11 protein-coding genes and 1 pseudogene are annotated in these 20886 nt (G+C 62.9%); 10 read left to right on the plus strand and 2 right to left on the minus strand.

Features of this window, described 5'->3' with window-relative positions; genetic code table 11:
* Window positions 1-100 precede the first annotated feature (100 nt).
* On the minus strand, window positions 101-4603 hold the full coding sequence (locus B0G77_RS37645) for a DEAD/DEAH box helicase (protein ID WP_133666790.1): 4503 nt from the start codon (window positions 4601-4603) through the stop codon (window positions 101-103).
* 362 nt (window positions 4604-4965) lie between these two features.
* On the opposite strand from B0G77_RS37645, the gene B0G77_RS37650 reads away from it, so the two are divergent.
* From B0G77_RS37650 to tssJ, 9 genes are all read left to right on the plus strand, one after another.
* On the plus strand, window positions 4966-5283 hold the full coding sequence (locus B0G77_RS37650) for a hypothetical protein (RefSeq protein ID WP_133666791.1): 318 nt from the start codon (window positions 4966-4968) through the stop codon (window positions 5281-5283).
* 474 nt (window positions 5284-5757) lie between these two features.
* Window positions 5758-7272, plus strand: a complete 1515-nt coding sequence (locus B0G77_RS37655; RefSeq protein ID WP_133660315.1) for a winged helix-turn-helix domain-containing protein — start codon at window positions 5758-5760, stop codon at window positions 7270-7272.
* 130 nt (window positions 7273-7402) lie between these two features.
* Window positions 7403-9775, plus strand: coding sequence for a type VI secretion system tip protein VgrG (locus B0G77_RS37660; protein ID WP_243751375.1), 2373 nt, complete (start codon window positions 7403-7405; stop codon window positions 9773-9775).
* A 6-nt stretch (window positions 9776-9781) separates the two neighbouring features.
* Entirely contained in the window at window positions 9782-12127 is a 2346-nt protein-coding gene (locus B0G77_RS37665) for a M23 family metallopeptidase (RefSeq protein WP_133666792.1), read from the plus strand.
* A 643-nt stretch (window positions 12128-12770) separates the two neighbouring features.
* Window positions 12771-13031, plus strand: coding sequence for a PAAR domain-containing protein (locus B0G77_RS37670; RefSeq protein WP_133666793.1), 261 nt, complete (start codon window positions 12771-12773; stop codon window positions 13029-13031).
* Complete coding sequence (locus B0G77_RS37675) at window positions 13031-14338, plus strand: hypothetical protein (protein WP_208116549.1); 1308 nt, start codon at window positions 13031-13033, stop codon at window positions 14336-14338. The genes B0G77_RS37670 and B0G77_RS37675 overlap by 1 nt, the downstream gene beginning before the upstream one ends.
* Window positions 14304-17858, plus strand: coding sequence for an ImcF-related family protein (locus B0G77_RS37680; RefSeq protein ID WP_133666794.1), 3555 nt, complete (start codon window positions 14304-14306; stop codon window positions 17856-17858). Before B0G77_RS37675 ends, B0G77_RS37680 begins: the two co-directional genes overlap by 35 nt.
* 2 nt (window positions 17859-17860) lie before the next feature.
* Complete coding sequence (gene tssF, locus B0G77_RS37685) at window positions 17861-19720, plus strand: type VI secretion system baseplate subunit TssF (RefSeq protein ID WP_133666795.1); 1860 nt, start codon at window positions 17861-17863, stop codon at window positions 19718-19720.
* Window positions 19720-20238 carry a type VI secretion system lipoprotein TssJ gene (gene tssJ / locus B0G77_RS37690; RefSeq protein WP_133666796.1) on the plus strand — a complete coding sequence of 173 codons (519 nt, stop codon included), beginning with the start codon at window positions 19720-19722 and terminating at the stop codon, window positions 20236-20238. Before tssF ends, tssJ begins: the two co-directional genes overlap by 1 nt.
* Window positions 20239-20248: 10 nt before the next feature.
* Here the strand turns inward: tssJ and B0G77_RS37695 are convergent, their stop codons facing one another.
* A complete protein-coding gene (locus B0G77_RS37695) occupies window positions 20249-20461 on the minus strand; it encodes a hypothetical protein (RefSeq protein WP_133666797.1) in 213 nt (70 codons plus the stop codon).
* Between the two features lie 178 nt (window positions 20462-20639).
* Between B0G77_RS37695 and B0G77_RS37700 the strand changes: the two are divergent.
* A pseudogene (locus B0G77_RS37700) lies at window positions 20640-20807 on the plus strand (aldo/keto reductase); the annotation flags it as partial.
* Window positions 20808-20886: the final 79 nt, after the last annotated feature.

The raw sequence follows: 20886 nt of genomic DNA on the forward strand, positions 1-20886 counted from the left end.
ATGTCGTGTATGCGTAGCGCATAGTCGGTTGTGCAGGCGGGACAGGCGGCGCTCCGCGGGGTCCAGCGCGAGGCGAAAGGGCTTCGGCCGCTACCGTGGGTCAGTAGCGCCTCGTCAATCGCATCCGCGCCTGCTCCCTGATATCGGCATCGAGCGTGGCCGGGAAGTCGAACGAACTGGCCACGAGCGTCGCGACTGGCACCCCGTCGCGATACAGCACGCGATTGCCGCTCACTGCCGGCACCTTGTCTCCCGGCAACAGGGTGCCGACGAGGTTCAACGGATCCGTGGCCGACACGCAGACAAACGCGCCGTCGTTCGCATGTCGGCGCACTTCGCGCAGCAGGGGGATCGCCTCGGGCAGGGCGAACTGCTCGCCAGCCAGCCCGTTGACGAAGCGGCCGCCGCGCACAAGCCCGCGCGCCTCCAGCTTTTGCAGCATGCGCAGCAGTTCGCCCCAGGGCGGCAGCCAGTCGGCTTCGCGTTCGAGCAGACGCCAGAACACGACGCCATATCGGCGCAGCAACGTCATTGCGATGTGTTCGAGCACGTCGGGATCGGTCGGCGGCGGGCGGTGGGTGGAAGAAGAGGAGGCTGCGTCAGCCGAAGCGGCCGGCCGGCGCCGCACCAGTGCCCAGCGTCCCGCATCGTCCATCCCGCCGATCAGCGCACCGGCGCCGCGCGGACGCCGGCTTCCGTAGTACGCGTTGCGCTTTGCCACGGGCTTGAGCAGAGCGCGCAATCCAGCGAAGCTGTCCGAATTCACGAGCCCTGCCGCAACCAGTTCGCCCAGCGCGTTTTCGAGTTCGATCTTCAGTATCCGCGCTTCCGACAGCAGTTCGTCGAAGAACATCGCGCCGTGCGCGGCGAGCACGTCGTACACCTGCTGGGCGCGCGCGGAAAGCTCGGGCAATTTCGACTGGTCGATCAGCGCGCTCCACATGCCGACATGACGCCGCGGCAGCAACACGATCGGCGTGCTGCGAACCGGCGCACTGGCAGCGCGCGACCGTTCCGTCAAACGCGTCCACACCACCTTGCCCGAGCGGCATAGTTCATCGAGCGACGTGATCGAATAGTCCTTGAGACGGGCCGGCAGGATGTCTTCTTCCCATGCGCCCGCGGCCGCCTGAAAACCCTCGAGCTGATCGACGACCGCAGCGAGCGCATCGCGTCCTTCGCCGCGGGTGTCGGGCGTCAGGTGTTGCCATGCGAACAGGAAGCGCATGAAGTCGTGCCTCTCCACCGGCTCGATCTCGCGACGCAGACGCTTCACCGTATAGCGGTTGATGCGCGCGAGCAGATGCCGTTCGCACCATTGCTCTTCGGTGGCGCCGGGTGTGAAGCGGCCGCGCATCACATAGCCTTGCGCTTCGAGTTGCGTCAAGGCCTGCGTCACCGACGCAACCGGCAACGCCAGCGCGCCTGCGATCTGTGTCACGGGCGACGGGCCGAACCCGGTCATGCGCGCGCGGATCAGCTCAACCAGGGCTTCGTCTTCGTTCCACGCTTCCGTAAAGCCTCTCGGCGCGCGCAGGGACGGCTCCACCGGCGCGTCGGGGAAGAGCGCGCGCAGGCAGGTCAGACGCTCGGCCGGCAGCCAGAGCGCGTTGTCGGCGGCCACCTGCATGCGGGTGGCGCGGCCGCCTGTAGCCAGCGCTTCCAGCCATGCGGGCCAGCCGACGTTGCGCTGCGCTTCCGCTTCGGTGATGCACGCGAGGCCGGTCAGCGCCTCGTGCATTTCGTCGGCGCCCAGGGCTTGCGGCCACGCTTCGTCGCGCACGCTCGCGATCGCTTCGGGGTCGAGCGCGCCGAGATCGTCGGCGGAAGCGGGATCGGTCCAGCGGCGATTGAGCACGGCCTGGGTGCGGCGCTCTTCGAGGGGCGCATCGTCGAGATACGCATAGGGCTTCGCGGTCAGGATCTCGGCGGCAAGGGGCGAAGGCGCCGGCAGATCGCGCGCAACCAGCGTCACGTTGCCCTGTTCGATCCGGCGTAGCAGGCGCAGCCAGCCATCGGTGTCCATCGCTTCATGCAGACAGTCGTCGACCGTCTGGTCGACGAGCGGATGATTCGGCAATTCGCGTTCGCCGACGATGTTCTCCAGACACGCCGCCTGATCCGGAAACACTGCCGCGAGCAGATCGTCGCTGCGCATGCGCTGGATCTGCGGCGCGGTCTTGCGCCCGCCGCTATAACGCGGCAGCGCGAGCGCGGTCGTCGCATTCCAGCGCCAGCGCACACCGAACAGCGGTGCATCGAGCAGCGCCTGGATCAGCAGGTGTTCGGCCGTATTCGAATGCAGATAGCGCCAGACTTCATGGAGCGCGAAGCTGTGGCTGCCGGTCAGCGACAGGATGATCGCGTCCTCGGTCGCCGCCGCCTGCAACTCGAAATTGAACGTGCGGCAGAAGCGTTTGCGCAGCGCGAGGCCCCACGCGCGGTTCAGGCGGCTGCCGAACGGTGCGTGAATCACGAGCTGCGTACCGCCGGATTCGTCGAAGAAGCGCTCCATCACAAGCGTGTCCTGCGTCGGCAGCACGCTCAGCGCGGAACGCGCGCGGGCCAGATACTCGACGATCTGCCGGGCGGCCGTCTCGTCGATGCCGATGTGCTCCATCAGCCAGTCGATCGCGTGTTCGATGTGCGCCGCGAGCATGGCCGGGGCCGTGAGTTCGGTGACTGCGGCGCCGCCGTCGGATTGCCCATCCGCAAGATCCGCAACGGCCGCAACCGGCTGTCCGGCGAACGCAGGTTCAGATGCTTGCATTAGCAACCGGTCGATCTGCGCGCGCAGGCGCGCAACTCCCATCGACAGTTCGTCACTCCGTCCCGGCGCCTCACCGAGCCAGAACGGAATGTTCGGCGACTGTCCGTGCGCATCCTCGACGCGCACGCGCCCCGTTTCCACGCGAAGGATCCGGTACGACGCATTGCCGAGCTGGAACACATCGCCGGCAAGACTTTCGACTGCGAAATCCTCGTTGACGGTGCCGATGTTGACGCCTTGCGGTTCGAGCACCACCGCGTAATCCGCGTTCTCGGGAATCGTGCCGCCCGACGTGACGGCGACCAGCCTGCTGCCGCGCCGTCCGCGCAGCATCCCTCCCACGACGTCACGATGCACGTACGCAGCACGCGGCCCGTGGCGGCTCGTATAGCCTTCCGCGAGCATGCGCAGTACGGCATCGTACTGCTCGCGCGTGAGGTCCGCGTAGGGCGCCGCGTGCCGCACGAGATCGAACAGCGCATCCTCGCTCCATTCCTGGCTTGCCACCTCGGCAGTGATTTGCTGCGCGAGCACGTCGAGCGGCGCGCGCGGGATCTCGAGCGTATCGAGTTCGCCGCGCCGCACGCAGTCGAGAAGCGCGGCGCATTCGATCAGGTCATCGCGCGAGGTCGGAAAGAGCCGGCCTTTCGGCATGCCGCCGACCTGGTGCCCGGAACGCCCGACACGCTGCAAGAATGCCGCAATGCCGCGCGGCGAACCCATCTGGCAGACTAGATCGACGTCGCCGATATCGATGCCCAGTTCAAGCGACGCAGTCGCAATCAGCACGCGCAATTCGCCGCGCTTGAGCTTTTGTTCGGCGTCGAAGCGATGTTCCTTCGACATGCTGCCGTGATGCGCGGCCACCGCTTCCTTGCCGAGCCGTTCCGTCAGATGCCGCGACGCGCGTTCGGCCATCCGGCGCGTGTTGACGAAGACGAGTGTCGTCCGATGCAGTGCCACCAGTTCCGCGAGCCGGTCGTAGACACGGTCCCACACTTCGTTCGGCATCACCGCTTCGAGCGGTACGGGTGGCAGTTCGAGCGCGAGATCGCGGGCCCGCACATGGCCTACATCGATGATCGCGCAAGCGGAGGGCGCGTCGTCGCTGGGGCTGGCGCCGCCGGTCAGAAAGCGCGCGACGGCCGCAACCGGCTTTTGTGTCGCCGACAGGCCGATGCGCGGCAGGCGCCGGCGACACAGCGCGTCGAGCCGTTCAAGACTGAGCGACAGATGACTGCCGCGCTTGCTGCCCGCGATCGCGTGGATTTCGTCGACGATCACCGTGCGTGTAGTCGACAGCATGCGTCGACCGGAGTCTGAACCGAGCAGCACGTATAACGATTCCGGCGTCGTGACGAGAATGTGCGGCGCGCGCTTGCGCAGCGCGTTGCGCTCCTGCTGCGTGGTGTCGCCGGTGCGCACGGCGGTGCGGATATCGAGCGCCGGCAGGCCGCGTTCGGCGAGCTCGTTCGCGATGCCTTCCAGCGGCGTCTGCAGGTTGATCCGGATGTCGTTGGAGAGCGCCTTCAGCGGCGAAACGTAGACGACGAGGGTCGCGTCGGGCAGTGCGCCGTCGTTGGCGAGGCCCTGCTTGACCAGTTCATCGATGGCCGACAGAAACGCCGTGAGCGTCTTGCCGGAGCCCGTCGGCGCGGCGACGAGCGTTGGGCGGCCGCGGCGGATCTCCGGCCAGGCGGCGGTCTGGGCGTCGGTGGGGGCGGGGAAGGTTTTCAGGAACCAGGCGGCGACGGCCGGATGGAAATCGGCCAGCACGCCGGCTGCTGGGGAGCCGGAGGTCATGGAACTGCAATTGGGGGCGCGACGTGCCATTTCCAGAGGGCGTCTCGACGCCCGTCCGTTCGGTGGTCAAGTGGAAAGTCTCGCAGGTTTTGACGAGGCGTGCCAGGCGTGTGGTTTTCAGTAGCCTTTCACGCTTATCGTGCGTCTGAAGAATCGCGATGGTTGCAGTATCGTCGCAGGCTCACCATCCGCGATGGAGCACTGACCATGCGAGACAACCAGCTTGGCCGTACCGGTGCCCGTCAACAATGATCGCAATCTCATCGGGACCCGCCTCGGGTCTGTTGGCGTCTGTCGCGAGGACCGCGACATCTGGGGGTTCCGGTATGGGCGCTACCGGGACGGGTTGGACTGCCCACGTGCCATCGATATAAACGGCCTGACTACGGACCATGCCAGACGCTTCGCCCCGCAATTCAGATGTCAGCTCTCCCCACGACCGTATCGCCATTCTCGAAGATCTGCTCGCTTTTCACTGCGAGCGGAATATGCACGGGGTCGATGCGATATTCGGGATGGTTGCCTGGCTTGAGTGCGGCAAGAGACCAGACCTTTGCGTCGAGGGACTACGCTCAAGAATCCAGTATGCGCAGGTCGGCCTGACCCGGCTCGCGCATGAGCTGGCAATCAGCAACCTCGACACTGACGCTACGCGGGCGGCGATACTGCGCTCGTCGTTTGTCGCATCGCACCCGGAACCGCTGTCGTGAATCCCGATTGCGGGGATGCGGTGCCATGTCCTGCATGAATGCCGGGCGATAAAGCATCGGGAGGCAGGCGCATGGACGAAGTCGCGGTGATCCTGCTCGCGGGGGCAGCGGTCGTAACATTGCTGCCGGCGACATTCATTGTCGGCGTAGTCATGTTCACACGACGTGACGGTGCACCACCCAGTCCAGACTTACTCCGATTATTCAGGATTGCTTCTTGAAACAGCAAAACCGACAGAAAACGCCGATAGCATGATTTATACATAACGCATCAATTTCGCTCATCACCCAAATTCATCCCAATAAATAGAAAAAATGCTATTTATCGTTGTTTGACTAAATTGTTGGGAATTCCAGACGCCCTCGGGAAGTTGATTTGACGTTTATCTCGCACTACTTCCTAAGCCGGACGAGCCGGAACCAAACAGGTAGTACGATGCGTAGCCATATAGCCAGCCGATGCCGAAGTGAACCATGAAGGCCGATCTGATTGAGCGTTACGCGGCGAATTTGCACGGCGTGCTGTCGTGCTTTGACCGAATCCTGATCACGGGCACGCTGCCTGGCGCGTGCTACGCAGCGGGCATGACGAGTTTTCTGAACGCCAACGGCATTCGCCTATTCGACTACGCCAGGTTCGCCGAACCGCTGCGCGAACGCATCCGTGTGCGCGCGCAAGAGGTCTGCGCTGCCGCCGGCATCGAGATTGAGCACGTCAACAAGAGCCACATCCGCAAGGAAGATCTGGTGGCACGCGTGCTGCAGGGGCGTGGCGATGCACCCGGGCTGGTGCACGTCATCTCGGCGATGGAGGCCTGCCCGAGCTACAAGCCGTGGCACGACAAGAGCAGCGGCAAGACCTACCTGCGCCCCGAGACGGGCAAGTGTCTGCACTACTACTTCTACTTCATCGATGACGAACTCGGGCTGTGCTACCTCAGGGTCCCGACCTGGGCACCGTTCGGCTTGCAGTTCTACTGCAATGGCCACGGCGCCGTGGCCCGTGCGCTCAAGCGCGAGGGCATCGGGTTCGTGCAGGCCGACAACGCCTTTTTGCGCATTGCCGATATGGACCGTGCACAGGCCATCGCCGACGCGCTGAGCCCCGATATGCTGCATGAGCGACTGGACCGCTACGCGCAGTGGCTGTGCCCGGTGCTCGACGTGTTCGGCCAGACCTACCACTGGAGCCTGCGGCAGGCCGAGTATTCCACTGACCTGATGTTCCGCAGCCAACAGACGCTGGTGCCGCTGTACGACGTGCTGTCGCGTCAGGCGGTGCTGGCCGCGCACGCCGGGAAAGTAGCCGGCTTCCTGGGCAAGAAGGTCACGCCGCAATTGGCGCAGGAGATCGGCTCGCGGCTGTCCACCCGCATCGAGGGACGCTGCATCAAGCACCATATGGGCGTTGCCAGCGTCAAGGTTTACGACAAGTTCTCCCATGTGTTGCGGATAGAAACCACCATCAACGACGTGAGCTTCTTCAAACACCACCGCAAGGTGGAACACAGGAATGGCCAAAGCACCTACGAACTCGCAGCGTTGAGGAAAACCATCTACAGCCTGTTCGACCTGCGCGAGATCATGCTGGGCTGCAACCAGCGCTACCTCGCGTTTTTGTCGAGTCTGGATGACCCCAGCGCAGGTGAGCGCGACCTTCAACGTTTGAGCCAGTCCCGCGTGGGCAGTAATGAGCGCAGGGTCAAAGGACTCAACTTCTTCAACGGCGGCGAGCAAGCACTGCTGCGTGCCTTGCAGCGCGGCGAGTTCAACGTGCATGGCCTGCGCCGTGCCGATCTGGCCAGGCATGTGGACATGAGCGCCCCGGTGCTGTCCCGACAGCTCTCGCGACTGCGCACACTCGGCTTGATCAAGAAGGTGGCCCATACCTACCGCTACTACCTCACGCGTCTGGGCCGCGCCGCCATCGCTGCTGCCTGTTCTCTCACCCGTTTCAACATCGTTCCAATTCTGGCCGCAGCACACTGAAGTCTTCTCACAAATCGCGAAGACTTAACTTTTTAGTTACTAAATTGCGATCTCGCCCGAAATTGCGAATGCGACGCGTAGCTTCGAATCCCGCGGTTTCGCTTGTTCCTCTCAACGAACCGGTATGCGTATGAATGCTGTAACGAAGTCTCTGACGGATGTGTTGCGCCATCCGAGCGCGCGCCTGACCCAGCGTCTGCGGATCTGGCTCGGTACGCTTGATCTCGGCCTCGACGTGCTCGACTTCAAGGTGCGCGCGGGCCTCTGCAATGACTATACGGTCGATATAACGGTTACGTCGTCGCAGCTGGATATCGACGGCAAGCGCTGCGTCGGGAGGCGGGCGGGGCTACAGATTGACGAACTGGCGACGGTCCCTTCGGTAAGCTATATCGATCCTGTCAACCATGAAGCGGCCACCTTCAACGGAGTCGTCACGCGCTGGAAACGTATCCGTGTGAGCCGCGACGAGGCCGCCTACCAGCTGCGAATCGAGCCACGCTTCGCAGCCCTGCTCAAGCAGATAGTCAAGTCCGAGACGTTCAGGGACAAGACGTTTCAGGAGATCGTCACCGAGCTCGTTGTCGACCGGAAAAACTTCGACCCCTTCGATATCGAGTTCCATCTCGAAGGGGCGCAGGAGAAATTCGAACAGGTCGTCATGTACGAGGAGTCGGTGTGGGCGTTTATTGTCAGGCACGCCAGGCGCAAAGGAATTTTCTGGTCTACAAACAGGGACGCGGCAAGGAAGGCAAGCTCGACACCCTCGTATTTTACGGACAACCCGCGCGGCTATATCCGCTCGCTTGAGCTTCCACTCATGCCGGATTCCGGCCTGACGGGCAACTGGCACGAGGCGGTACTCAAGGTCAACGAAAAGCGTACGCTGGTCGCGGCCTGCATCGAGCTTTGGGAGCGCAACTATCGGACGCCCGAGGACCAGTTACGGGCGACGGCGAACGTCTCCGATGACGCTGACGACCGCTCGGTATTCGGGCAGATCAGTCGCAGCGCGGAATTCCATCTGACGCCGGAACAGGGCGAAGCACTCGCGCAGGTGCGGCGTGACGAGCAGATCGCGCGGCAGGCGACGCTGTCGGGCACGACCAACGCGAAGGGTGTAGTACCGGGCGTCGTCGTAAAGCTGACCAATACGAAGGTCGCAAGCGCCGAATATGGCTTCGTGATTACTTCGATGAAGATGAAGGGCAGCCGTACGAAACCGGCCTACACAAAGTTCAAGGCGATGCCCGCGCACCTCGCCTACCGGCCCGAGTTCGTATACGAGCGGGACTGGAGATTTCTGAATGGCCCCGTCGTCGGCGTTGTCACGACATTTGATACCGCGCCTTACGCGTGTCTCGACGAGTTCGGGCGCTATCCCGTCCTTCCGAAATTTCTCCAGGGTTCGGCGAGCACCGAAAAGCAGGTCCTTTATCTGCGCCTCCTGCGTCCGTCGTCGTCCTATCAGGGCGGCTTTCACTCGCCACTGCTCCCGACGACCGAAGTCCTGCTCGAAGCCGCCCACAACGATGTGGACCGCCTTCACATATCCGGTGCCCTGCACGACTATTCGCACCCTGACGTCGTACACGGCGCACAGGCGATGTTCAGCTATGCAATCTGGCGCTCGCCGCTACGCGGCGCGGAGATCGTCTTTAACGATCTGAAGGACAAGGAAAGCGCGCGCATCGCGACGGTGTACAGCCAGTCGGCGGTGAACCAGGGCTACCTGCTCAACAGCAAAAAGCTCCTGCGGGGTGAAGGATCAGAAATTACGACCCAGGGCTGGGGCACGATGCGAGCCGCCAAGGGGCTGTTCTTCTCGGCGGACGCGGCGGCCGGGGCCGATACGCCGCACCTTGAGATGCCCGCAGCCGTCGCGCAACTCAAGGCGGCATTGCAACGTGTAACGGACCTTGCGGCGGCGACGGCGCAGGCCGGGGCCGACCCTGCCGACCGGGTCACGCAGGCGGCGCTCGTCGACGGCCTGAACCAGCTTCGCGATGCGGGACTGCTCGCCAGCGCTCCGGGCGGCATGGCGTTCGTAACGCCGAAATCGGCGCAGCACTCGGCGGGCCAGAACGTGATCGTCACCGCGGGTCAGGACATGGACGTCAGCGTCGTGAAGCGTCTGCGCATGGTAGCGGGTGACCTGATTTCGTTATGCGCGCACAGACTCGGCATCAACCTGACCGCCGCTAAGGGCAAGTTTACGGCTGCGGCGCTGACGGACGGGATGGATCTGTTCGCGCAGAAGCAGTTGCGTGTCGCGAGTGAGAGCGCGGACGTTCAGGTCGCGGCGAAGTCGAAAATCACGCTGAACAGCGGCGGGGCGTCATTGGTGATTGAAAACGGCAACATGACTTTTCACTGTCCTGGTGCGTTCACGATCAAGGCCGGCTCGTTCACGTTTGTGGGACCCGACAACGTACCCGCCGTACTGCCCGTCCTGCCGAAAGGCGACCTGACGCTCAATGAGCGGTACTCCCATACGAACTGACACCTCATGATTATCAGCCCCCCGTTTCTGCCTGAATCTGGCCTCACTGCTACCGACGGATCGAAGCCCGACCCCATGATGGACGCGGTCGACAAGTTCGAACTCGCGCACGGCATCTACCCGATCGCCTTCGACCGGCGCTGGCATTGCGGCGTCCATCTCGCACCCCACGACCATGGTCCTGTCTATGCGATCGCCGATGGCGAGGTCGTCGCGTACCGGGTCTGCCAGCACGCGATTGACTCGGGCAATGGCAACGCGGGCTTCGTCCTGCTCAGGCACTCGACCGAAACGGGCGATGGTCGCAAACTGACGTTCTATTCGCTCTATATGCATCTGCTGCCGCTCGCGGAGTACCAGCCGTTCGGGCACGACGGGAGACGACTGCCCGAGTTCCTCCGGAAACCTACTGGCCAGGTTGCCCAGGGTGCCGTGGAACCAGCGGTCGCTGGCGGCGACAACACGGTGCGACGCAAGGACGTCATCGGATTTCTCGGGCGTTATGACAGCGTGACCTACACGCACTTCGAGATCTTCACGACGCCGGCCGATTTCGATGCGTACTTCGGCCATACGCAGCTTGGCAACGCCGCGCCGGACACACCGACAGGTTCGGACTGCTGGGGGCACACGTACTACACGATCCCTGCGGGGCAGCAGTTCTACGCGCTCCCTCCGGGAACGGACGCGCACAACAAATTACACGGTATCAAGTTCGAGACGCGGCAGGCGGGGACGAATACGCCGCCGCTCGTCGTCGAGACGTACTTCAGCAAGGGAGCGAAATATACCAACGTCTGGAGCGTCGAGGCGGACGGTTCGCGTACGCAGCTGACGGAGTCACCGGTGTGCGAGGCCGATTACGAATACGATCTTTATCACCGAGCGACGGCGCTCTACGGCACCTGTCCGAGCGACGGCTACGAGATGCTACGTTTCGGGCGCATCCTCTCGACGCCCGCAACCCTCGCCGGCGCAGCCTGTGCGACGTGGGTACAAGTGACCTACGCTGCGGGAAAGCAAGGCTATATCAATATCAACAACGCGGCGATCAAGAAGCTGTCCGACGCGGATTTCCCGTCGTTCATGGGCTTGCAAAAGCTCAGCGACGGCAATACGCCCTTCAGCAGCGACGGCTTGTGCGATATCGACGCGCTCAAGAAACTCGTCAAGGATGCTGCGGACAGCGCACAGCCTACGGTCTCGACACAAACGACAGAAGTACAAAAGGCAGACGAGCTTTCGGGCTACGTCAGGAGCCACGATGGTGTACGCCACGCTCTCCGCGGATTTATCTGCAACGCCCCCAGCGAATGGGATGGTACGAACAACCAGACGCGTTACGCAAAGCTGCTCGACGAGGGCGGTTTCTATTACGGCAACGAGCAGGGCTACAACAAGTTCATCAATTACCTCAAGGAAATCCAGTTCTGCGATACGACCGGCTTGCCCGCCGGGCAGAAGCTCTGGTTCTTCCATCCACTCGCGTTCATCCGGCATTTCAGGAAGTGCGGATGGTTGAGCAAGGACGAGTTTAAGCAGATCTACTCGGATAGGCGCTACAGTAGAAATCAGCGACCATCTCCGGATCAATTGCGTAATACCTACTTGAGGCCGCTAAATCTGGCAGTACGAAAATTTGGTTTAACGTCCCCCGTTCGGCTTGCCCATTATCTTGGCCAAGGTGCCGTTGAAAGCGCATGGCTCGCATCGATGCAGGAAACGAGCATGCTAGGGCACCTCGAAAGTGATGGATTTCATGGAACGGTGATAAATCCGGCGTCGGAAGTTGCAGAATCCACGTTGGGACATTGGTACGGTCAGATTCCTACTGAGGACGATGCTTGGTTCCGCTCGGTAAAATTCAACAGACACGGGGTGCGCATTACGGGTTCATACGACTGGCAGAACGGCAACTGCGATCGAGAAGATTCCCAAAAGTTTCGAGGGCGGGGTTTCAAGCAGCTTACTGGGCGAAGCAATTACGCAGATTACTGGACGTTCAAGGGGTGGATTTTGAGTACGTCGTTTACCGCATCATGGTGGACCGACCCAGCGTATATTGCGCACAATCGCAGCGGTATGACAAAAAAACCCGCGATGATTGATGCCCCTCAGAGAGTTGCCCTTCCTGAGAATAGTCTGGATAGCGGGGGATTTTATTTGCGATTCGAAAGGCCAAAAGTGACTAGACGTATCGACATGGATTCTTCGCAACCGGCTATCTCTGATTCGGACAAGCAAAAAGAACGGCAAATCTCGCGCGACGTTACATATGCGATTAATGGTGGTTATATTGACTGGGAGCGACGGCTTGATTTCACTCGTTCTGCTAAAGAAATTATTTCGTGAGAGTTCGGAAATGCCTAGAATCGGATGGGGTTTGGTTGTGCTGGCATCAGTCTTTCTCGCAGGAGCCGCTCACGCAGATGATACCTATGAGGTAGCTGGTTCCTCAATTACAATCGACAACTCTAGAAAGTGCTCACTTGACAAGCCTCCGCTTTATGCAATCGAGAGTTTCGACAAATCGGCGGTAATGGTCTCAGAAACTGGCTATATCCCAAAACAGGATCTAGCCACTTGTCAAGCTGGGCGGGTAGTCCACGTCCTCTCGATCCCGTCAAATGTGGGGGTACTGTCCGACATAAATCTCTCAAAGGATATTTATGTTGCCCTCGATTTTGTTAGCGTGCGGCCATTCACATATCTGGCTACTGTTGCACGTATCGGAACATCGCGAAACCTTGTGTCGATAAGGGGGGCGTATATTCCGGGCCGGAGACTTAGTGAACTGAGGGAATCCGCTTTTGGTGGTAGCGGCGAGGCGGGGACTGCGATTATCTCTCCCAATGGACGCTATGCCGCGCCAAGCGGCGAAATGGACTGTTCACAAGACGCCTATCCGGGCGTGTGGGACGTTCGGGGCAACCGACGTGTCGTAGCGACGGACGACGCCTGCGCGGCGCTCTTTAAATGAAACGAATCCCTCGAAATGAAATCTCCGATCCGAAAAGGCGACGAACTCGAACACGGCGGCGAAGTGACGGGCGGCTCGCCCTGGACCAACTTCATGGGCCGCCCGCTCGCCCGAAAGGGTGACACGGCTATCTGCAACCAGCACGGCCCGACCGTCATAGACGAAGGTTACGCGCGGTTTCCCGACCGTAATGGCACGGAGGTCGCCTTCCATCATTACCGCTGCGCGTGCGGTTGCCGGCTGATCTCGTCGCTTCAGAACGTCAATATCGAGTAATGCCGGTCGACCTTTCTTTAGCGGGACGCCCTAGCGCCTACCCGCGCCGCCCCCGGTTCTGGCCGTGGTGGTTCTGCATCTGGCTCGCCTGCAACGTATTCGGCGTTGCCATTGCCATGCTGCTCTGGCCGAAAGGCCAGCCAGCAAGCGGAGGATGGTTCTGGTTCTGTTTCGTTGGCGCTCCTAACGGTACGTTCCTGATCCTGTTGGCTATCGAGCGGGCCGGTTACGAGGGGCTCTGGTACCGGGCGCACTGGCGCAACCATCATCGCAGCCGGTGGCTGACGGCGCGACTACGCACGGCGCAGAAGCCGCTTCAGGTGCTCGGCGTCGGGTGCTGTTTGCCGCTTGGCAAACAGACGCTTGCGGACGCGATTGCCGCCGGGAAACGCCTGCCTGCTGCGCAGATACCGCGTACCGGCTCGGAACTCGTCTTTCACGCCCGCTTCGAGGACGCGAACTGGATGGTCGACGAGCCCGCTACGTCTGGCCTCGAACTCGGCGAACAAAGCATTGAGGCGGAACAGGCAACGAAGCAGGTTTCGCTGCTGACGCTCAAGATTGCCCAGGCGCTTGAGCCGCTGAAGCCGGGGCTGCTCGCCCTGACAAGCTACGAGCGGGTCTGGTGGCCGCAGGTACGCGTACTGAGCGCCTACGGCAGGGAGCAGGCCGACGTCGCGCGGGTGGTCGAGGCGCTACACATCGCGGGCCTGCCGCCACTCGCGGTCCAGGCGGTACCAGCTTCGGACGGGTTGATCGTCGCCGATGCGTGGCTCGACGCGAAGGAGACGCGCCCGCTGCTCGTCGTAGCGATCGCATGGCATGAGGCTGGTCCACCCGAGGGCAGCGCCGAGGGATGCGTCGCCGTGCTCCTGACGGCGGGATATTTCCGGCTGCCGGAAACGGTCAAGGTCGCCGCGCTACTGCACCGTCCTGTCGCCGGGCTCGCAGACGAAGTCGAATACGGCTTCGCGAATGCTGCGGTATGGGGCAAGGCTGACTTCGCCTCGATCGTACGCGCGTGGATAACCCGTCCTGTAGACGGATGCGACAAGGCGCTACGCCGGGCCCATATGGATGTCATTGCGAAAGACGAGGCGCAGCGGCGGCCCGACCGTGTCGTCGGCGACCTCGGCGACGGCAACGGCTGGCTCTCCATCGCAGCGGCTATCGAATCAGGCGCCGCAGACGGCGCGCAACTGATCATCGACGGCGTACAGTCCGCGCTCCTGCACGTAACGCCTGCAACAATAGATAACAACCGGAATACTGATGACAGACCCCAGGCTTACCCTGCGCTCGCTTGAGCCCGTGACCACAACGGAGGAATCCCCGCCATCGAGCCGTGTGGCGATCTGGGGGGTACCCGTCGCGGCCCTGATCGTCGCCGTGCTTGCAATCGGCATCGTATCGCTGCGCGGTGACCTGGTTGGCGTAACCGCGGGCGAGTCACGACTAAAAGCGATTATCGCCATTCTCGTAACTTTCGCGGTCGTCGTCGTCGCTCACCTCGTCCTGTTCGCGACCGGCGCTTACAACTTCGCGGGGCGGCTCTTCCGCAGCGAGACCGGCGACCGCACGAAGGCGGCGAAACCACTCAAGCGCGACGCCCGTCTGCAACGCATCTACGAGGAACTGCGCGTCTCGCAGGGCTGGTTCTGGCGTCACCGCCTGCGCTGGCTGCTGGTGAATGGCACGGACGAACGCATCGATCAGATAGTGCCCGGTCTCAAGCAGGCGGGCGTTATGCATGTGGACGAAACCATCCTCGTGCATGTATCGCCGGAAGGGATCGAGGCGCAGAAGTGGCTCGGCCAGCTCCGCCAGTTGCGCCGCCGCTGCCCGGTTGATGGCGTCGTTCACGTCGCGGGCGCGGACGATACGGATACCGAACTGCCCCGCGCACTCTCAGGTATCGGCACGGCGCTCGGCTGGGCCGCGCCCGTTACGTTCCTTCATCTGGTCGAGGCAAAGGGTAGCCCGTCCGAGCGCTTCGATGCCGTCGGCGCGTTCATGCCGAACGATTCGCGCAGACAGGCGGCGGCCGTCGCCAGACTGCCGGAGCTGCTGAACGAGGTCGAGCAGCGGTCTGCGGACGCGGGCATACACCTTTGCACCCGGAACAACCTTCGGGTGACCTGGCTGATGGAAGTCTCGAAGTATGTCGGCGACCATTGCGAGCGCATCGTCGATGGCCTTCGGGGACTGGCTGCGTCGAACTGGCTGCACGCGCCGCTCGCGGGCGTCATGTTCGCGCCGGTTTTTTCGGGGCAGACTGTCTCGCCGATACCCGTTGTCAACGGCGACGGGATACCCGGCGAGCCTGTCGACACACCGACAGCGGCAGTACCGGTCACGCGCGAGCAGCCCGCCGCGTTGCTGCCGGTGTGGCGCGAAATCGCGGCGGGGTCGCCCAACTACCGGGGCCGGCGCGTCGGCTTCTACTGGCCCAATGCGCTCGCCACTCTCGTCACGGCCGCGGCGATCGCGTGGTGCGTGTGGATGACGGTGTCCTTCATCGGCAACCGGCAGCTTGCGCGCGAGGCAAATCAGACAGCGCAGACCGCTGTCGAGGCAAAACCGCAAACCGCCGAATCCTGGCGCGACCAGCTCGCGCTCCAACTACTGATGGAACAGCTCGAATACCGAGAGCAGCACGGCGCGCCGTGGTACCTGCGCGCGGGCCTTTCGCGCAACGATGACATCCTTGCGGCGCTCTGGCAGCCGTACCGGGTCGCCGCGACGCAGAACATGCAGGCGCCAGTAGTGCAAACCATCACTGACCTGCTCAAGGCCGCAGGCGAAGCCCGCGCCGATGCACTGCAATCGCAGGATACGCGCGGCAGCACCTATAGGGCGCTCAAGACCTACCTGATGCTCGGCGACCCCGCCCACGCCGATGCGACGTTCCTCCGACGCACACTCGTTGCCCTGTGGCGACGTCCGGTGGACATGTCCGAAGGCGAGCGCGACGATACGGGCCGCCGGCTTGCAGCCTTCTATGCGGATCATCTGAAGGCTCACCCTGAATGGCGCATCACGCCCGACAGCAGCCTCGTGAGCACTACCCGCAACATGCTGGTCACGCAGATGGGACTCGCCTCAGCCGACGACACCGTGTACCAGAGCATCCTCGACGAGGTCAAAGGTAAATATGCCGATGCATCGCTCCAGACGCTGCTCAACGGTGCGGACGCACGCGGGATGTTCACGACGTCGCAGACGGTGCCGGGCATCTACACGCGTGCCGCCTGGGACGGCATGATCGCGGACGCTATCGACAGGACCGCAAGCGAGCGACGCGTGAGCGGCGACTGGGTGCTGACCGGCGCGCAACCATCACAGACCATCGGTGACACCCTCGCACAGGGGGCGGTCCGCACCGGCGCCGCCATTGACGAAAAGCGCACTGCGGAGCAACTGAAGCAGCGCCTCACCGCGCGCTACTTCGCGGAATACACGGCGGCCTGGCAGACCCTGCTCAACAGCCTCCAGTGGCAGCCAGCGCCGAACCTGAACGGCTCAATCGACCAGCTCACGCGCCTCGCCGACGCGCAGACCTCGCCGCTGATCGCGCTGATGAAGTCGGTGCAGTATCAGGCAGAGGCGGGACGGCCATCGCAGGCGCTGACCGATACGCTGGTCCGCAAGGCACAAAGTCTGATCGGCAACGACGACAACGCGCAGGCACCGACCGTCAATCCGCTGGACAAATCATTCGGCCCGCTACTCGCATTGATGGGCGAGACCGGCACTCCCCCGGCCTCCGGTAACGTCAAGGGCAACACGTCGGCGAATGTCGCGCTCAGCGGCGTAAGCCTGTCCCGCTATCTCACTGCGGTCACGACGATGCGTCTGAAGCTTCAGCAGATCGCGGGGAGTCCCGACGCACAGGCGATGGCGCGCTCACTCGCGCAGGCAGTATTTCAGGGCAAGCTCTCTGAGTTGTCGCAGGCACGCGATGACGCGGCGCTGACAGCCGCAAGTCTCGGCTCCGCATGGGCGGGCTTCGGCAACGCGGCGTTTGCGCGGCCGCCCGAAGCCGCGTGGCAGACGATCCTGCAACCGGCCGCGGCCAGCCTGAACGAGGCGTGGCGCGCGAGCGTCGCCGCGCCGTTCAATGCCGCGATGAGCGGACGTTATCCGTTTTTCGACACGCAGGCCGATGCGTCTTTCGCCGAACTCGGGCGCTTCGTCCGTCCCGACACTGGCCTGATCGCCCGTTTCATCTCGACGCAACTCGCGGGCGTACTGAAGCTCGAAGGTGATCACTGGATACCGAACGAACTCGCACCACAGGCACTCCAGTTCGATCCGAAGTTCCTTGCAGGCCTGCGCCAGCTATCGACGGTCGGAGCGCAGCTCTACATGAAGGGCGATGCGAACGAGCACTTCGAGATGATGGCCTTGCCGACGCCGAACGTGACGCGCTCGGAACTGTCGGTCGACGGCAGGCAGATCGTCTATTTCAACCAGCAGGAAAGCTGGACGCCGCTCGCATGGCCCGGTGACGGCCTGAACGGGCATGCGGGTCTGACGTGGCAGACACTCAACGCGGGCCTGAGGCAGGCGTTCGATTCGACGGGAGACTGGGCATTCCTGCGCCTGCTCGCAAAAGCCGATGTGAAGCAGCTAGACAGTACCCGCTACCAGCTCACGTGGAACGATGCGAATGGCGACCCGTTGCGCTACGTGCTGCGTGCGCAGGTCGGAGCCGGTCCGCTCGAACTGTTGAAGCTGCGCGGGTTCCAGATGCCCGAAAGGATTTTTGTGGTCGGCAAGGCTGGTGCCGCACCGATGCTTCCTCCCTTGCCACCGGAATTGTAACCATGACCGCGCCCTGGAAGAAAAACCCGACTGAGCACGAGAATCCGTTCCTCAGGTACTACGACGAAGAGATGCGCTATCTGCGCGAGGCAGGCCGCGAGTTCGCGCAGGCGCATCCTGAAGCCGCGCGTCGCATGGGGATGCTTTACGGCGAACCCGAGGGGGCTGTCCGTGCGGCCAACGAAGCCTTTGCATTTCTCTCGGCGCGGCTACGCATGAAGCTCGACGACGGCATGCCCGAAGTGACTGACGCGCTGCTCGATAACCTCTATGAGTACGCTGCGCGCGCCATTCCGTCGCTTTCGATCATCGAATGCACGCCGCTGAACCGAACGGGCGCAACTGCGGTGCCGATCCCCGCCGGGGCCGTCGTACGCTCAGCGCCCGTCGGTCCCGATAAGGTTCAGTGCGTGTACCGGACGACGCAGCCCGTCGAGCTGTTGCCGCTCTCGGTAGAGGACGCGGTCGCCGCCGTACGCGCCGACGGGCGTACGGTCATCCGCCTGACGTTTGGTCTCTGGCTCGGGGAGCAGCGCGAGCGCATGGACCTGTCACGTATCCGCCTGTACCTGCATGGCGACCGGCCCGCTGCCGCCGCGCTCTACGCGGCGCTAACGCGGCAGGTCGCGTCAATCGGGCTGCGCTTGCCGTCGGTACGCGACGGCGCCTTGCAGCCGCTGGACGGGATGCATTTCGAAACCGCAGGCTTCGGCCCGTCGACGCGGCTCTGGCCAGTCACAGACGCGAAGCGCGACGGGCAACTGGACCGCGAGCAAACGATGCTGGAGTATTTTGTGTTCCCGCAGAAGTTTCACTTCGTCGACCTGTGCGGGTTCGATGCTGCGGCGCTGCCGGCGGGTGAAACGCAGATGACCTTCGAGATTGAACTCGACGCCCGGATGCCAGGCGACTATCCCGTCAGCCGCGAGAATTTCCGCCTGTTCTGCACGCCTGTCATCAACCTGTTCGAGGTCGATGCGTTGCCGCTGGAACCTGTCGGCTGGCACGACAGGGAGCACTGCATCCGCGTACAGCCTGGCATCGCTTCTCATGTCGAGCCGTACGATGTACTCGCGGTGACCGCCGCCGACCCGGAGGACAGCGCACGGCACGACTACCGAGCCTTTACGAGTTTCCGGCATCGTGGCGGGGCGTTGCGTTACGAAAAGCCTGAGCGCTACTTCCATACGTCGACGCGGTTCGGTCCGCTCGGGCGGGAACTATGGGTCACGCTGGCGGGTCAGCTATGGGCCGGAACGTACCGGCACGCAGAGAACGACGAGGACCGTCCCGATCCGGACCGCTACCTGACGGTACGGGCGCTCGCCAACAACGGGCGGCTGCCGCGCATGGCGCTGGCCGAGGCGACGATTACCGAAACCGTCTCGGGTTTCACCGGGATTGCATCGGTGCGCAACCTCACGGCACCGTCCATGCCGCTCTATCCGCCGCGCTATTACCCGGGCTACGACTGGCGCGTATTGGGCCACTTTACGGCGGGTGGCGCGAACGAACTGAACCGGATTCATATGGAGGGCGCACCGGCGCTGCGTGAGACGCTGGAACTCTACGACTGGACGCCAGACGACGGGGTTTCGCGTCGTATCGACGCGATCAGGGACGTACGTTTCTCTGAGAAGCAGAAGGTGGAGCGGGCATACGTACAGCGTATTGCGTGCGCACATGTCGAACTCGATGCGACCGCGTTCGACGGGCCGGGCGATGCTGCGCTATTTGGTGACGTGCTCAATCACTTTCTGGGGCGTTACGCGAGCTTTCACGTGTCCATGCAACTGGTACTGAGCATCGATGGCAAGGAGACCGTCTATCCGCGCATCGACTTCGGGGGAGCACCTTTCTGATGAGTGTCGGGATTTTGCGGGGCGCCCTCGGCGTGGGCCTCGCGCTTGCCGTCTCGGCATGCGGGACGTGGCAGTCGGTGAAGGACGGGACCGTGAACGCCACGCGCGCGGTATTCGAGACGAAGGTCAAGGAGATGAACCTCGTCGTGGTAGCGCGCGGTGCGCTCAATCAGGACGCGGGCGGCGCGTCCCTACCGGTCCTACTGCGTATCTATCAGCTCAGGGACGACAAGCCCTTTGCAACAGCAAGCTACGCACAACTGCTCGGCGGGAACGACGCGCTAAAGGCTGCCACGCTCTGGAGTCGGGATATAACGCTCGGACCAGGCCAGACGCTGTTGGTATCCGAACCGATGGACGAGGCGGCGAGCTACGTAGCCGTGGCGGCATTCTTTCGCGATACGGCTGGCGCAGAGTGGTCGGTCCTGATCCCGAAAGCGCAATGGAAAAAGACCGACCCGGTACGGCTGGTCGCGGCAGAGCGCAGTCTCGAGCTCGACACGGCGCGGCAAAAATGAGAAAGCTCCGCTACGCTTCGCGAAAGACTTCGTCGAATACGACGCAGAGGTCGTCGCCCCTGCACGGACGGCTCCCGTACCAGGCCTCGGCGCGGCGAGCGTAAGTCGCCGCGTTCGCGGCCCATGGTTCTCCACGGCGGCGCGCTTCAGCAGATACCTGGTCTCCGAGCGTCGAATGCCGGAACAGTTCGCCCGTTATCCGGTTACGCAAAATCCTGCTCATGACCCCTCCTGCTCGTGCTGCTCGCCGGAGACGAACGACGGATCGGCGGGCATTGAACCGACGAGCGCGGTGCGCGCGAGCCGGGCAATCGAGGACAGCGAACCGTGTGCGAGCGGCGCTTCGGCTAACCATGACGTCCTGCTTCGAGATAAAGCACAGGCCGATCCTGTCCTTTTCGGAGAGGCTGATCGACAACATTGCGGCAACCCGGGTCGAGCTGAATGTCGACGAACTGGCGAGGCTCGACGAAGTCAGCCGCCTGCCTTCCGAGTATCCGGGATGGATGCTCGAGCGTCAGGGTGAGCCACGTCGTGAACAGTTGGCACAGACGCGCCACGCGGGCTGAACGGCGCACCTGTTGAGGCGTGTTATTGGGGTGCCTGTTAGCGCGTCGGCGCGGGCATCGGAACGTTCATGGCGAGGCA

Source organism: Paraburkholderia sp. BL10I2N1 (assembly GCF_004361815.1).
Lineage (GTDB): Bacteria > Pseudomonadota > Gammaproteobacteria > Burkholderiales > Burkholderiaceae > Paraburkholderia.